Here is a 15,011-nt window from a genome sequence, read left to right as displayed (position 1 = left end):
GCAGCAGGCGCTGTGCGCGCGGGCCAACGCCGCGTTGAGCAGGGCACCCCCCGCATTGCTGTTGATCTCGATCAGCCGGGGACCCGCATCGGTGAGGTGAAAGTCGTAGCCCATGAACACGCCGGACGGACCGTTGTCCAGCGCTGCGGTGGCCGGTGCACGCGCCAATGCCTGTTCCCGCCAGGCAGGCAGCGCGATCACGCGCTCGATGGTGGTCACGGCCTGCTGGATGCGCACGGCCACGCCGCTGTCCATGAACACCGCCGTGGCAGAGAACAGGTGCGGGTGACTCAAGGTCAGTCGCGCGGCCAGCCCGTCAAGCGCCGGGCCGGTCTCGAGCTGCTGACGCAGCAGCGGCATGGACAGCGTCTGGCAGGCGCAGCCGAGGTTGAGGGTGTCTGCAAGGTTCATGGGTGGGGGATCTCAGTACGATTCAATAATAGTTGAAATATAAAATTGATGGCGAGGAGTGCGTGTGTCATCAAAACTTCACGCGATTGCCTTGGGCGGGTCATGGCCGGTTTTCACACTGCATGTTCATGAACACTGTCCATGTCCCCCACGCCATAACGTCCCAACCCGTTTTCGTGCCGGCGCCCAGCCTGCCGGCCTCGCACGGCATCGAGGTGTCGTGGGCCCGGCACCAAAGCGAAGTGCGCGAGGCGCAAAAGCTCCGGTTCGACGTGTTTGCCACCGAGATGGGTGCCCGCCTGCCCAAGGCCGTGCCGGGCCACGACGTGGACCTGTTCGACGACTTCTGCGAACACCTGCTGGTGCGCGACAAGGCCAGCCGCCAGGTGATCGGCACCTACCGCGTGCTCACGCCCGCCCAAGCCAAACGCGTGGGCAGCACCTACAGCGACACCGAATTTGACCTCACCCGCTTGCGTGGTGTTCGCGAACGCATGGTGGAGCTGGGCCGCAGCTGCGTGCACCGCGACCACCGTCATGGCGGCGTGATCATGGCGCTGTGGGGTGCCCTGGCCGGGTTCATGGTGCACAACCAGCTCGACACCATGATCGGCTGCGCGAGCATCCCCATGCAGCACGAGGGGCCCCACGGCATGGTGGGCGGAGGCCACGCAGCGGCCAGCATCTGGCGCCAGGTCAAGGACCAGCACCTTGCCCCGATCGACTTCCACGTGCGCCCGCGCCTGCCGCTGCCGGTGGAGGGGCTGGACGACACGCTGGAGGTGCAGCCGCCCGCGCTGATCAAAGGGTATTTGCGCCTGGGCGCCAAGGTGATGGGGCCACCGGCCTGGGACCCGGACTTCAACTCGGCCGACCTGCCCATGCTGATGCGCATCAGCGATCTGCCGGCCCGTTACCGCAAGCATTTTCTGGGGGCCTGACATGGCACCCCCCGCCGCGCTTCGCGCGACCCCCCAAGGGGCGGCACTGGCGGCCTGGCAAAGCCAGTTCCGCGGTGCCCTGGCCGACGTGGACGCTGAGGGCGCCAGCGACGACGATGGCACGGGTGAGGGTGGTGAACGGGCCCGCTTTCGGGCCGTTTTCATTTCCGACCTGCACCTGGGCACCGCGGGATGCCAGGCCCGACCGCTGCTCGAATTCCTCAAGCACCACCCCAGCCAAACCCTCTACCTGGTGGGAGACATCATTGATGGCTGGCAGTTGCGTCGCAAATGGTACTGGCCGCAGGCTCACAACGACGTGATCCAGAAGCTGCTGCGTCGCTCCCGCAAGGGCTGCCGTGTGGTCTTTGTGCCGGGCAACCACGACGAGTTCGCGCGCCAGTTCGACGGCCACAACTTCGGCGGCATCGAGGTGGCCAACGAAGCCGTGCACACCACCGCCGATGGTCGCCGCCTGTGGGTGGTGCACGGCGACTACTTCGACGGCGTGATCCAGTGCGCCAAGTGGCTGGCCTACCTGGGCGACAACGCCTACGAGTTCACCCTCAAGCTCAACCGCCACCTCAACTCGCTGCGAGCGCGCATGGGCCTGCCTTACTGGTCGCTCTCGCAATACCTCAAGCACAAGGTCAAGAGCGCGCTCAACTACGTGACCGACTTTGAGCGCGCGGTGGCCGCCGAGGCACGCCAGCGGGGTTACCAGGGCGTGGTCTGCGGACACATCCACCGGCCTGAAATGCGCACCATCGACGGCACGCTCTACTGCAACGACGGCGACTGGGTCGAAAGCCTGTCGGCCCTGGTCGAGCACATGGACGGCCGCCTGGAGCTCGTGCACTGGAGTCCACAGACCGCGGTACCCGTTGGTGCCCAGGGAGACAAGCATGAAGATCCTGATCGTGACGGACGCCTGGCAACCGCAGGTGAATTCGGTCGCCACCACACTGGCTGAACTGGTTCGTCAGCTCCAGATCAGCGGCCACGAGGTCGTGGTCATCCAGCCCGGACAGTTCCGCACCCGGCCGTGCCCCGGGTTTCCCAACATCCACATTGCGTGGTTTCCCGGCTCGCGGCTGCGCGAGCTCATGGACAGCGCCCAGGCGCACGCCATTCACATTGCCACCGAGGGCCCGCTCGGCTGGGCGGCGCGGCGCCACTGCCTGCGGCGCCGCTGGCCCTTCACCACCGCGTTTCACACCAAGTTTCCTGAAATCCTCAAGGACACGTTTGGCCTGCCGGTGAACTGGGGCTACGCGCTGCTGCGCTGGTTTCACAAGCCCTCCAACGGCGTGATGGCGCCCAGCCAGGGCGTGCTCAACATGCTGGAGGCGCGAGGGTTTCGCCGCTTGCTGCTGTGGACGCACGGCGTGGACACGCGTCTGTTCGCGCTGTCCGACAGCAGCCAGCCCTGCGCGCCGCTGGGTCCACTGGCGCACCCGGTGAGCCTGTATGTCGGGCGCATCGCGCGCGAGAAAAACATCGAGGCTTTTCTGGCACTGGACGTGCCCGGCAGCAAGGTGGTGTGCGGCGTCGGGCCGCTCGCTTCGAGCCTGCGGGCGCGCTACCCCAATGTGCACTGGCTGGGTGTGCTGCCCCGGCACGAGCTGGCGCAGGTGTACGCCTGCGCCGATGTGTTTGTGTTCCCGGCCCGCGGTGAGACCTTTGGCCGCACCATGCTGGAGGCCATGGCCAGTGGCGTGCCGGTTGCCGCCTACCCGGTGGACGGGCCCATGCAGGTGTTGGGGCAGAGTCACGCGGGCGCCATGCGTGAAGACCTTCGCGAGGCCTGGGTCGAGGCGCTCAAGGTCAAACGCCATGAGGCGCGTGACCGCGCGCTGCACTTTGGTTGGGGCCGGGCGAGCGCCTTGTTCCTCTCGCACCTCGTGGTGCTGCCGCGGCACCCGAGGCAGCGCCAGCGTCCGGGCTTGTCCGTGCTGGGTCATGACGGAGACGCCCTCGTGAAACTGTCACACAAACGTCATCCGCTCGTTGAATAATCGTCACAAAGTTCGTGGAAGCGGCTGGGCATACTGCCCCAGACCACAGGACGGACGCCCCCGTCGACAACAAGACCAGACATGAGCGGCAACAACTCCAACAGCAAGTTTCCTTTCCTCGATCGCGATCACAGCATCCTGGCTTTCAACGAACGCGTCATGGACTGGGCACGCCGCCCCGACGTGCCGCTGCTGGAGCGCCTGCGCTACCTCAGCATCGTCTCCAGCAATCTCGACGAGTTCTTCGAGGTCCGCGTCGCACCCCACCTCACCGCCGCCCAGGCCAACGAACAACGCGGCCAGTACACCGCGCAGACCTTCGAGAAGCTGTCGGAAGAAGTCCATCGGCTGGTGGCCCAGCAGTACGCCATCTACAACGACGAGTTGCTGCCGCTGCTGGAGAAAAAGGGCATCAAGCTGATTTCGCACGGCGAGCGCAATCCGCGCCAGCGGCGCTGGGTCAAGGAGTTTTTCATCAATGAAGTCCAGCCTCTGCTGATGCCGGTGGGGCTGGACCCGGCACACCCATTCCCGCAGGTGGCCAACAAGTCGCTCAACTTCATCGTGCGGCTGGCCGGCAAGGACGCTTTCGGACGCGAGAACGAAATCGCCATCGTGAAGGTCCCGCGCATCCTGCCGCGCTTCTTCCGCATGCCGCCGATCAAGGGTTCCAAACAGACCCACTTTGTTTCCATTTCCAGCCTGATCCGTTCGCACCTGGGTGACCTGTTCCCGGGTCGCCAGGTCACCGAGTTTTCGCAGTTCCGCGTCACGCGCCACTCCGACCTGGCGGTGGACGAGGAAGAGGTGAAGAACCTTCGCACTGCACTGCGCAAAGGCCTGCAACAGCGCCACTACGGCCAGGCCCTGCGGCTGGAGGTGTCGGCGGGCTGTTCGGAGTTCCTGTCCAATTTCCTGCTGGAGCAGTTCGCCCTGCCGAACCAGGCGCTGTACCGCGTGCCCGGGCCGGTGAACCTGGTGCGGCTGAACCAGCTGATCGACAAGGTGGAGGCGCCCGCGCTGCGCTTCGAGGCCTACAACGGCGGCTGGCCTGCGCAGCTCACACCCGGGCAGTCGTACTTTGAGCGGTTGCAGCAGGGCGATGTGCTGATCCACCAGCCGTACGAGAGTTTTGACGCTGTGCTCGCCTTCCTGCGCGAAGCGGTGGAAGACCCGGACGTGCTGGCCATCAAGATGACCATCTACCGCACGGGCGCCAAGTCGGAGCTGATGAACCTGCTGCGCGAGGCCGTGCGCCGTGGCAAGGAAGTCACCGCCGTGGTGGAGCTCAAGGCGCGCTTTGACGAAGAGGCCAACATCAACTACGCCGAGCGGCTGGAGTCGGTGGGGGCGCAGGTGGTCTACGGGGTCGTGGGGCTCAAGACCCACGCCAAGATGCTGCTCATCACCCGCCGCGAAGCCACTGGGCTCAAGCGCTACGCGCACCTGTCCACCGGCAACTACAACCCCGGCACGGCCAGGCTGTACACCGACATCAGTTACCTCACGGCCGACGACGCGCTCACCGCCGACCTGGAACAGATCTTCCTGCACCTGGCCAGCCAGAACCGCCTGCCCAAGCTCAACAAGGCGCTGATCGCACCGTTTCACCTGCACAAGGCCATGCTCGACAAGCTGGAAGCGGCGGGCGTGGCCGCCAAAGCCGGCCAGGACGCGCGTGTGATCGTCAAGATGAACGCGCTCACCGACGAGCAGCTGGCGCGCGCGCTGGCGGTGGCCTCGCAACAGGGCGTGAAGATCGACCTCATCATCCGCGGCGCCTGCATCCTGCCGGCGCAGGTGCCCGGCTTCACCGACAACGTGCGCGTGCGCTCGGTGATCGGTCGCTTGCTGGAGCATTCGCGGGTGTTCTATTTCCGCACCGGTGAGGCGGAGGAGCTGTGGCTGTCGAGCGCCGACTGGATGAACCGCAACATGTTGCGCCGCATCGAGCTGGCCTGGCCGGTGACCGACAACGCATTGCGCCACCGCGTCATTGACGAGTGCCTGTCGGCTTATCTGCACGACACCAAGGACGCATGGCTGCTGCAGCCCGACGGGCGCTACGTGCCCGCCAGCATCACCGGCAGCGGTCGAACACGCGCCGTGATGCATTCGGCTCAGGCCAGCCTGATGGCGCGCTACGGCAGCAAGGGATGAGCGTGAGCACCATGGAGAGCCGCAGCATGGACCTGATTCTCTGGCGGCACGCCGAAGCCCATGAACATCCCGATCTGCTGACCGGGGTGCCCGGCGACGCCAGGGATCTGGCGAGACGACTCACGCCGCGCGGAGAAAAGCAGGCCACGCGCATGGCCGCCTGGCTGGACCGGCAGTTGCCCGAGGGCGCGCGCGTCTTCAGCAGCCCGGCTTCGCGTTGTGAACAGACTGCGCTGGCGCTGGGGCGCAAGTTCAAGCTGCGTGAAGAGCTGTTGCCCGAAGGCGATCCGCTGGCCTTGCTGGAACTGGTTCAATGGCCGCACGGCAAGTCGCCGGTGGTCGTTGTGGGGCACCAGCCCACGCTGGGGCGGGTGATTGCACGGCTGCTCAACCTGGCCGAGGACGATTGTTCGGTGAAGAAGGGTGCTGTGTGGTGGTTGCGGCACCGCGAGCGCGCCAGCGGCAACCAGACCGTCGTGGTGACGGTGCAAACCCCCGAGTTGATCTGAACGAAACCCGGGGCCGTACCCCGGGCCGGCATCAGGCGGTGGCGGCCTTTTGGGCAGGCGCGGCGGCCTTTTTGACGGCGGGCTTGGCAGCCACTTTTTTGGCGACCGCCTGGGTGGCGGTTTTGGCTGCGGGTTTGGCCACCGGCTTGGCGGGGGTCTTCGCGGCCACCTTGGCCGCGGCTTTCACCGCAGGCTTGGCGACGGTTTTCGCCACGGGTTTTTTCGCGGCTTCGGGCTTCTTCTCGGTGCTGGTGGGGCGACCGGTCTTGAGCGTGGGCACGGCGGACAGCGCAGCCTTGAATGCGGCGTCGTTCAGACCTTGCAAAGCCATGAGGCCGGCGCGCAGCAGCTCGCTTTTCTTCACGCTGGTGCCCATCGCGATGGCGCGGGTCTTCAGCGTTTCAATGGCGGCGAATTCCGCCTTGGGAATGGTGAAGCTGTCGCGCACGAGCTTGGGCTTCTTGTTGCTCTGACTGGCCATGGATGCACTCCGGTGAAAAGTAAAAAGGAGCGCAGTATAAACCGTATAAACCGTTTATACGGTTGTGACAGTAGCGTGACAAATATGTGACTGCGTACGCCGGCGATCAGCGGATGTCCGCGGTGAACTTCCAGGCCGATTTCTGCCAGGCCACCACCTCTTCACCCAGCAGCCACGCCGACTGCGGGTAGCGCTTGGCCCAGCCCGGATTGGTGGCCAGTTTGAAGGCGCGCGGCTTGTAGCTGAGAGCGACCGACTCGTGTTCGGGCATCTGCCGCGCGTGACACAGCAGCACGGCCAGGCGCAGGGCCATGAGCTGTTTGGCGAACAGCTCGTCCTGCAGCGCTTCTTCGAGCTTGCGCAGCTTGCCGCGCTGGCCCAGCACCAGCTGGCTCATGCGGTGCAACTCGGGCAGGGAAAAGCCGCGTGCGTCCACGTTGTCGAGGATGTAGGCGCCGTGGTGGTGAGAACGTTCGTGCGAAATGTGGGTGCCGATCTCGTGCAGCCGGGCGGCCCAGGCCAGCTTTTGCGAATAACGCTCGTTTTGCGCATCCACCGCGGCAATCTGGGAGAAGAGGGCGGTGCTCACTGTGCTGACCCGCTTGCCATGGCCTTCGTCGGCAGAGAAGCGGTGCGCCAGCCAGTTCACCGTGCGCTCGCGCACGTCGCCGCCGTCGGTGTCGCGGTCGATCAGGTCGTAGAGCGCGCCATGACGCAGCGCACCCTGGGCCGGCAGCATCTGCTCGATGCCGAACAGGTCGAAGATGGCGCGCAAAACGCTCACACCGCCGCCGATCACCGGGCGGCGGTCGTCCTTGAGGCCTTCCAGGCGCATCTGCTCGGCGCTGCCCGACTTGATCATGCGGTCGAGCAGCCAGTCCAGACCCGAGCGGGTGACCACCCCTGAGGCCCATCCGTTGGCTGCGAGCATGTCGGCCACCGCGCTCACGGTGCCTGACGATCCGTAGGCCACCGTCCAGTCGGCCGGCGGGAAACGGTCCAGTGCATCCTCGATCACTGCCTTGGCAGCCACCTCGGCCGTTTTGAAAGCGGCAGCGCTGAATTGCCCACGCGGGAAGTAACGGGTTGACCAGGCCACGCTGCCCAGGTGGTAAGACTCCATGGTGCGGGCCGAATAGCCCTGACCCAGGATCATCTCGGTGGAGCGCCCGCCGATGTCGACCACCAGGCGTTTCTCGTCGGAATGGGGCAGCAGGCGCGAAACCCCCTGGTAAATCAGGCGCGCTTCTTCATAGCCGGAGACCACGTCGATCGGAAAGCCGAGCACGGCCTGGGCTTGGCGCACGAAATCGTCGCGGTTCCTGGCCTCGCGCAGGGTCTGGGTGGCCACGGCGCGCACCTGCTGACGCTTGAAACCGTGCAGCCGCTCGGCAAAGCGGGCCAGGCATTCCCAGCCCCTCTCCATCGCGGCCTGGCTGAGGTTCTTTTCCTCGTCCAGTCCGTTGCCCTGGCGCACGGTTTCCTTGAGGTATTCGATGCGCTCGATGTGCCCCGAGTGATAGCGGCCGATCTCCAGACGGAAACTGTTGGAGCCGAGGTCGATGGCGGCGAGGAGGGTACCGTTTTGCATGCGAAAGGGAGTTCGGCGAGCCGGAACGGCTACTCGGGGAGAGAAGAAGGCTGGAGGAGCTCCGGATTGTGACGCATGCCCGGGGCGTTATCTGTTCGGCAGCGTGCCAATGGCTGATCCACCGTCCCCGGGTCTGTGACAAGCGCGCGTTGTCACGAGCTTGTCACATTGCCTGCCTAGAGTCGCTCCTGTTCCTCTTCCCAACCGCAAGGAGTCTTTCAATGATCAACAAACGCATCTTCCTCCAGGCCATCGCTGCCGCCGCCATGGCCACCGCCGGCATGGGTTCCGCCATTGCTGCCGACATCACTGGCGCTGGCGCCACGTTCCCCTTCCCCATCTACGCCAAGTGGGCTGAGATGTACAAGGCCCAGACCGGCACCGGCATGAACTACCAGTCGATCGGCTCGTCCGGCGGCATGCGTCAGATCCGCGCCAAGACTGTTGCCTTTGGTGCTACAGACGCACCCATCAGTGGTGCTGAGCTCGACAAAGACGGCATGGTGCAGTTCCCCGCCATCATTGGCGGCACCATTCCTGTGTTCAACCTGGACGGCTTTGCCCAAGGCGAGGTGCGTATCACTGGCCAGGTGCTGGCCGAAATGTTCCTGGGCAAGATCACCAACTGGAACGACCCCAAGATTGCGGCCCTGAATCCCGGCAAGACCTTCCCCAGCCAAGCTGTGACCGTGGTGCACCGTGCCGACGGCTCGGGCACGACCTTCAACTTCACCGACTATTTGAGCGTTGTGAGCAAAGACTGGGCTGACACCGTTGGCAAAGGCGCTGCCGTCAAGTGGCCAGCTCCTACCTCAATTGGCGGTCGCGGCAACGAAGGTGTGGCCGCCAACGTGAGCCGCACCAAGGGCGCCATCGGCTACGTTGAGTACGCCTACGCCAAGAAAAACAACATCCCGTACATGTCGATGCAAAACGCCGATGGCAAGTTTGTGCGTCCGGATGACAAGTCGTTCGAAGCTGCGGCAGCCGGCGTGGACTGGTTCAGCGTGCCCGGCATGGGTGTGTCCATGGTCAACGCCAAAGGTGCACTGAGCTGGCCCATCAGCACGGCTTCGTTCATCGTGATGTACAAGGAACCCACCAACAAGGCCGAGTCGGCTGAAGTCATCAAGTTCTTCGACTGGGCTTTCAAGAACGGCGGTAAAGCAGCCAGCGAACTGGACTATGTGGCCATGCCCCCGGCAGTGACCCAGCAAATCGCGACCCGCGTCTGGTCGCAGATCAACAACAAGTGATCCCCGGCTGAATGCCTGAGCAAATCCATCGGCGGGCACTCGCCGGCCGGTGGGTTTTTGCAGTTCAATGTCTGTCACATGAGTCCGGAGGGGATTCCATGAACACCACAACAACAAGCGCAGACAGCACCATGTCCAGTTCCACTTTCAGCAGCGGCGGTTCCGATCAGCGCGACGACGCTTCCATGCGCGTCATTGCCAGACGTGCCCATGTCCAGGACCTTGTCTTCCACCGCCTCACGCAAACCTTTTCTTTGCTGGTGTTGATTGCCCTGGTGGGCATCATCGTCTCGCTTTTCTACAACGCCTGGCCCACCTTCTCGAGGTTCGGCCTGGCTTTTGTCACCACCATTGAGTGGGACATCGTCAACGAAGAGTACGGCGCGGCCATTTCCATTGTCGGCACGCTGCTCAGCGCAAGCATTGCCATGGTGATCGCGGTTCCGCTGGCCTTCGGCATCGCGGTGTTCCTCACCGAAACCTGCCCGGTCTGGCTGCGTCGCCCACTGGGCACGGCCATTGAACTGTTGGCCGCCGTTCCGTCCATCATTTATGGCATGTTCGGCCTGTTTGTCTTTGCGCCCATCTTTGCCGACTACATGCAGGTGCCCTTGCAGCAGGTGCTGGGTGGTTTGCCGCTGGTGGGCTGGTTGTTTGGTGGTGCCACCAACGGCCTGGGCATCATGGCCGCTGGCATCATCCTGGCTTTCATGGTGCTGCCCTTCATCGCTGCGGTGATGCGCGACGTGTTCGAGATCACGCCTCCCATCCTTCGTGAGTCGGCTTACGGGCTGGGCTGCACCACCTGGGAGGTGGTTGGCAAGGTGGTGCTGCCCTACACGCAGAAAGGTGTCGTCGGCGGGATCATGCTGGGTCTGGGCCGGGCGCTGGGCGAAACCATGGCGGTCACCTTCGTGATCGGCAACGCCAACCGCATGCCGACTTCACTGTTTTCTCCAGGCACGTCCATCGCGTCGGTGCTGGCCAACGAGTTCGGTGAGGCCGAGGGCCTGCATTTCAACACCTTGTTCGCCTTGGGCTTCCTGCTGTTCTGCATCACCTTCGTGGTGCTGGCACTGGCCAAGTGGATGATCATCCGGGCCGAGCGGGCCAAGGGCAATTGAGCCAAAAAGACAACGAGAACGATCATGGAAATGAATCAATCCCTGTACGCCAGCCGCCGCCGCGCGAACTGGTTCGGTCTGACGCTTTCAATGTCCGCCATGGCACTGGGCCTGACGGTGCTGCTCTGGATCCTGTGGGTGCTGTTCTCCAACGGCATTGCGGGCCTGGACAGCAACATCTTCACCGCCGATACGCCCGCACCGGGCACCGAGGGCGGCGGACTTCGCAACGCCTTGCTGGGCAGCTTGATGATCGTGGGTTTGGCGGTGTTGGTGTCCACGCCCATCGGCATTCTGGCGGGCGTGTACCTGGCCGAATATGGCGACACCAGCAAGACCGCTGAAGTCACGCGATTCGTCACCGACATCATGCTGTCGGCACCGTCCATCGTGCTGGGCCTGTTCGTGTACGCCATTGCGGTGGCCACCGTGGGCAACTTTTCCGGGTACGCGGGCAGCTTGGCGCTGTCTCTGATCGCCGTGCCGGTGGTCGTGCGGACCACCGAGAACATGTTGCGCCTTGTGCCGGGCAGCCTGCGCGAGGCGGCATTTGCCCTGGGTGCGCCACGCTGGAAAGTGGCCACCATGGTGACGCTGCGCGCAGCGAAAAGCGGGGTCATCACCGGTCTGCTGCTCGCGATCGCACGCATCGCCGGTGAAACGGCGCCGCTGCTGTTCACCGCGCTCAACAACCAGTTCTTCAGCACCGACATGGGCGGCCCCATGGCCAACCTGCCGGTCGTCATCTTCCAGTTCGCGCTCAGCCCTTACGACAACTGGATCCGCCTGGCCTGGAGTGGCGCGCTGATCATCACCATGACCGTGCTGGTGCTCAACATCCTGGCCCGTGTGTTCTTCCGCGAAAAAGTCAAAGTCTGAGCCGCCGCAGCCCTGAGCTCCCACGAATACCGTCAAGGAAAAAGAAATGTCTGAATCCGCTTTCGCGATCAAACCCTCCAACTTCGCCACCAAGACCGAGCAGGTGGGCGAGGTGCGCAACGCCATCGAGGTGCGCGACCTCAATTTTTACTACGGCAAGTTCCAGGGCCTGAAGGATGTGACGCTGGACATCCAGGAAAAGCGGGTCACCGCCTTCATCGGGCCGTCGGGCTGCGGCAAGTCCACCCTGCTGCGCACGCTGAACCGCATGTACAGCCTGTACCCGGGGCAGCGCGCGGAGGGGCAGATCAACTTCTACGGCCAGAACATCCTCGACCCCAAGCAGGACCTCAACCTGCTGCGCGCGCGCATCGGCATGGTGTTCCAGAAGCCCACGCCGTTTCCGATGTCGATCTACGACAACATCGCTTTCGGGGTCCGTCTGTACGAAAACCTCTCCAAGAGTGAGATGGACGACCGAGTGGAATGGGCGCTGAGCAAGGCCGCCCTGTGGAAAGAGGTCAAGGACAAGCTCAACCAGAACGGCCTGTCACTCTCGGGCGGCCAACAGCAGCGTCTGTGCATTGCACGCAGCGTGGCCGTGAAGCCTTCGGTGTTGCTGCTCGACGAACCGACCTCGGCACTGGATCCCATTTCCACCGGCAAGGTCGAAGAACTGGTACACGAGCTCAAAAGCGACTACACCATCGCCATCGTCACGCACAACATGCAGCAGGCCGCGCGTTGCAGCGACTTCACCGCCTACATGTACCTGGGCGAGCTGGTTGAATTCGGTGCCACCGAACAGATCTTTTTCAAGCCGACCCAGACGGCGACCGAGGACTACATCACCGGTCGCTTCGGCTGAACCGGCAACAGGGAACCCAGACATGAGCGACAAACACCTCTCCAGCCAGTTCGACGCCGAGCTCAACTCCATCTCCAGCCATGTGCTGGAAATGGGTGGACTGGTTGAATCCCAGCTTCATCAGGCCATCTATGCCCTTGTGCACATGAGCGCCGAGACCGCCGAGCAAGTGATTGAAACCGAGCGGCGCATCAACCAGATGGAGCTGAGCATCGACCAGGAGATCATTTCCACGATCGGCAGACGCCAGCCCACCGCACGCGACTTGCGTTTTCTCATGGCGATCTCGCGCACCACGCAAAACCTGGAGCGTGCAGGTGACGAAGTCGCTCGCATCGCCCGTATGGTCAAGTCCATCATCGAGGCTGGAACGCCCCGGAATCTGCCCACCTCAGAGTTGCGCCTGGCGGCCGACCTGGCGGCCAACATGCTGCGCAAGACCCTCGACTCGTTCGCCCGGCTGGACACCACCATGGCGGTGACGATCATCAAGGAGGATCACCAGATCGATGACGAGTACAACGGTTTCCTGCGCAAACTCATCACCTACATGATGGAAGACCCCCGCACGATCTCGCCCAGCCTTGATCTGCTGTTTCTCGCCAAATCGATCGAACGTGTGGGTGATCACGCCAAGAACATCGCGGAGCAGATCATCTTCATCGTCAAGGGTGAAGACGTTCGCCACACGCCCATGTCTCAGGTGGAGTCGGTCGTCGGATGAGAAAGCTTCCACGCGTTCTGGTGGTGGAGGATGAGCCGTCCATCGCCGAGTTGATCGCCGTCAACTTGCGGCACAACGGCTTTGCGCCCACCGTCGTGTTCGACGGTGCGGCCGCCCAGCGCGAGGTGGATGCCGTGCTGCCCGACGTGATCCTGCTCGACTGGATGTTGCCCGGTGAAAGCGGCGCCTCGCTGGCCCGCGCCTGGCGCAAGAACGAGCGCACCAAGACCATCCCCATCCTCATGCTCACCGCGCGCAGCGACGAGAACGACAAGGTGCAGGGACTCGACGCTGGCGCGGACGACTACATCACCAAACCGTTTTCCACCCAGGAGCTGCTGGCTCGCATCCGCGCTGTGTTGCGCCGGCGCGCGCCCGAGATCGTCAACGACTCGGTGCAGGTGGGTGAACTGTCGCTGGATGCGGCTACCTACCGCATCACGTTTCGCGGCACCGAACTCAAGGTCGGGCCGACCGAATTCAAGCTGCTGCACTACCTCATGAAGCACGCAGAGCGGGTGCACACCCGTGGTACGCTGCTCGACAAGGTCTGGGGAGACCATGTTTTCATCGAGGAGCGAACCGTGGATGTGCATGTCAAACGATTGAGGGAATCACTGGGTGAGGCCTCGGGCATGATCGAAACGGTGCGTGGTGCCGGCTACCGGCTCACTTCAATGAACAACACCGGGCGACCGGCGCAAGACACCCCCATTTCCACCACATGACCCGGCGTGCGATCGAGCTGCTTCTGCTCGTGGCACTGGGAGCAGTGCTGGGCTGGACGCAGGATTCGCCGGGATGGACATTTGCGGGCGCGCTGGTTGGCGCGTTCATCTGGTCCATCATTGACGGGCTGCGCGCTCGCAGTTTCCTGCGCTGGCTCAACAAGGCAGACGTCACCCGCCAGCCCCGACTCTCGGGCGCCTGGGGCGAGATGCTGGACCGGGCCCGCAAGCTGATCAAGAAGCTGGAGAAGAAGGCGCAGAACAGCGACGCCCGGCTGGAGGACTTTCTGGCCGCCATTCAGGCCTCACCCAACGGCGTGGTACTGCTAGATTCAGCCGGTCGCATCGAATGGTCCAACCTCACGGCGGCCAACCACCTGGGCTTCGACCCGCAGCGCGACCTGGGTCAGTACGTGCGCAACATGGTGCGCAACCCGGCGTTCACCGCGTATCTGGCGGGCGGTGAGTTCAATCACGAGATCCAGATCGACGGGGTGGGCCCGCGCCCATCCCAGCCATCCAAAATCTCGCTGCAGATCCACCCTTACGGCAAGAAGCGCAAGCTCATGCTCACGCGCGACGTGACTGCGGTGCAGCTGGCCGAGACCATGCGCCGTGATTTCGTGGCCAATGTGTCGCACGAGATCCGCACGCCGCTCACCGTTCTCAGCGGCTTTGTGGAAACCATGCAGAGCATCCCGCTGGAAGAGGCCGACCGCACGCGTTACCTCGGCCTCATGAGCCAACAGGCGCACCGCATGCAGACGCTGGTGAGTGATTTGCTCACCCTCTCGCGGCTGGAAGGCAGCCCCGCGCCCGGCCCGGGTGAGTGGATCGATGGCGACGAGCTGCTCACGCACGTGGTGCAGGAAGCCCGGGGTCTGACCGAGGCGATCTCGACGACGCAGCACCGCATCGAACCGGTGCCGGGACCCGCCATCTGGGTGTCGGGCGCCAAGACCGAACTGCTCAGCGCAATGTCCAACCTGCTCAGCAACGCCGTGCGCTACACGCCGGGTGGTGGACTCATCCAGACCGGCTGGCGTTTGCGCAGCGATGGTTGGGCGGAGTTTTTTGTGAAGGACACCGGCCCCGGCATTGCTGCAGAGCACCTGCCGCGTCTGACCGAGCGCTTCTACCGTGTGGACCGCAGCCGCTCACGGGAGACTGGCGGCACCGGCTTGGGGCTGGCAATCGTGAAACACGTGGCGCAGCGCCATGGCGGCCACATCGATGCCGAGAGCACGATCGGCGAAGGATCGCGCTTTGCCATCGCCCTGCCGCCCAACCGGGTGCGCGAGCGCGTGACTGGCTGAGGCGA

Annotated in this window: 14 protein-coding genes and 1 pseudogene; 12 read left to right on the top strand and 3 right to left on the bottom strand. The window is 63.9% G+C overall.

Translation table 11 applies throughout. From position 1 onward, the window contains the following. Positions 1-411: pseudogene (locus Q0C59_RS02310) on the bottom strand (hypothetical protein); the annotation flags it as partial. A gap of 128 nt (positions 412-539) precedes the next feature. On the opposite strand from Q0C59_RS02310, the gene Q0C59_RS02305 reads away from it, so the two are divergent. The 5 genes from Q0C59_RS02305 to Q0C59_RS02285 all read left to right on the top strand — a co-directional run bounded on the left by Q0C59_RS02305 (position 540) and on the right by Q0C59_RS02285 (position 6,039). Continuing rightward, positions 540-1,352, top strand: a complete 813-nt coding sequence (locus Q0C59_RS02305) for a GNAT family N-acetyltransferase (RefSeq protein ID WP_291211117.1) — start codon at positions 540-542, stop codon at positions 1,350-1,352. Between the two features lies 1 nt (position 1,353). After that, positions 1,354-2,325: a UDP-2,3-diacylglucosamine diphosphatase gene (locus tag Q0C59_RS02300; protein WP_291211115.1), complete on the top strand. Its 972-nt coding sequence runs from the start codon at positions 1,354-1,356 to the stop codon at positions 2,323-2,325. Further along, positions 2,258-3,370: a glycosyltransferase family 1 protein gene (locus Q0C59_RS02295; protein WP_291211112.1), complete on the top strand. Its 1,113-nt coding sequence runs from the start codon at positions 2,258-2,260 to the stop codon at positions 3,368-3,370. The genes Q0C59_RS02300 and Q0C59_RS02295 overlap by 68 nt, the downstream gene beginning before the upstream one ends. Positions 3,371-3,451: 81 nt before the next feature. Continuing rightward, a complete protein-coding gene (ppk1, locus tag Q0C59_RS02290; RefSeq protein ID WP_291211109.1) occupies positions 3,452-5,530 on the top strand; it encodes a polyphosphate kinase 1 in 2,079 nt (692 codons plus the stop codon). A gap of 26 nt (positions 5,531-5,556) precedes the next feature. Continuing rightward, a complete protein-coding gene (locus tag Q0C59_RS02285; protein ID WP_291211106.1) occupies positions 5,557-6,039 on the top strand; it encodes a histidine phosphatase family protein in 483 nt (160 codons plus the stop codon). Positions 6,040-6,070: 31 nt separating this feature from the next. Here Q0C59_RS02285 and Q0C59_RS19600 read toward each other — a convergent pair whose 3' ends face one another. Then, complete coding sequence (locus tag Q0C59_RS19600) at positions 6,071-6,520, bottom strand: hypothetical protein (protein ID WP_366518798.1); 450 nt, start codon at positions 6,518-6,520, stop codon at positions 6,071-6,073. Positions 6,521-6,626: 106 nt separating this feature from the next. Continuing rightward, positions 6,627-8,111 (bottom strand): exopolyphosphatase, encoded by a 1,485-nt coding sequence (ppx, locus tag Q0C59_RS02275; protein WP_291211103.1) that lies wholly within the window; start codon positions 8,109-8,111, stop codon positions 6,627-6,629. 221 nt (positions 8,112-8,332) lie between these two features. On the opposite strand from ppx, the gene pstS reads away from it, so the two are divergent. The 7 genes from pstS to phoR all read left to right on the top strand — a co-directional run bounded on the left by pstS (position 8,333) and on the right by phoR (position 15,006). Continuing rightward, complete coding sequence (gene pstS / locus Q0C59_RS02270; RefSeq protein ID WP_291211099.1) at positions 8,333-9,367, top strand: phosphate ABC transporter substrate-binding protein PstS; 1,035 nt, start codon at positions 8,333-8,335, stop codon at positions 9,365-9,367. A 131-nt stretch (positions 9,368-9,498) separates the two neighbouring features. Next, the gene (gene pstC / locus Q0C59_RS02265; protein WP_370654227.1) at positions 9,499-10,491 is read left to right on the top strand and encodes a phosphate ABC transporter permease subunit PstC; all 993 of its coding nucleotides are present in this window, start codon (positions 9,499-9,501) and stop codon (positions 10,489-10,491) included. Between the two features lie 24 nt (positions 10,492-10,515). Continuing rightward, complete coding sequence (gene pstA / locus Q0C59_RS02260) at positions 10,516-11,370, top strand: phosphate ABC transporter permease PstA (RefSeq protein ID WP_291211096.1); 855 nt, start codon at positions 10,516-10,518, stop codon at positions 11,368-11,370. A 46-nt stretch (positions 11,371-11,416) separates the two neighbouring features. After that, positions 11,417-12,238, top strand: a complete 822-nt coding sequence (pstB, locus tag Q0C59_RS02255; protein WP_291211093.1) for a phosphate ABC transporter ATP-binding protein PstB — start codon at positions 11,417-11,419, stop codon at positions 12,236-12,238. Positions 12,239-12,260: 22 nt separating this feature from the next. Beyond that, positions 12,261-12,962, top strand: coding sequence for a phosphate signaling complex protein PhoU (phoU, locus tag Q0C59_RS02250; protein WP_291211091.1), 702 nt, complete (start codon positions 12,261-12,263; stop codon positions 12,960-12,962). Next, a complete protein-coding gene (phoB, locus tag Q0C59_RS02245; protein ID WP_291211088.1) occupies positions 12,959-13,690 on the top strand; it encodes a phosphate regulon transcriptional regulator PhoB in 732 nt (243 codons plus the stop codon). Before phoU ends, phoB begins: the two co-directional genes overlap by 4 nt. Continuing rightward, the gene (gene phoR / locus Q0C59_RS02240) at positions 13,687-15,006 is read left to right on the top strand and encodes a phosphate regulon sensor histidine kinase PhoR (protein ID WP_291211085.1); all 1,320 of its coding nucleotides are present in this window, start codon (positions 13,687-13,689) and stop codon (positions 15,004-15,006) included. Before phoB ends, phoR begins: the two co-directional genes overlap by 4 nt. Positions 15,007-15,011 lie beyond the last annotated feature (5 nt).

The organism is Hydrogenophaga sp. (assembly GCF_022844385.1).
Taxonomy (GTDB): domain Bacteria; phylum Pseudomonadota; class Gammaproteobacteria; order Burkholderiales; family Burkholderiaceae_C; genus Hydrogenophaga.
Note: the sequence above shows the minus strand (reverse complement) of the source record. Positions and strands in the feature narration are given on the sequence as shown.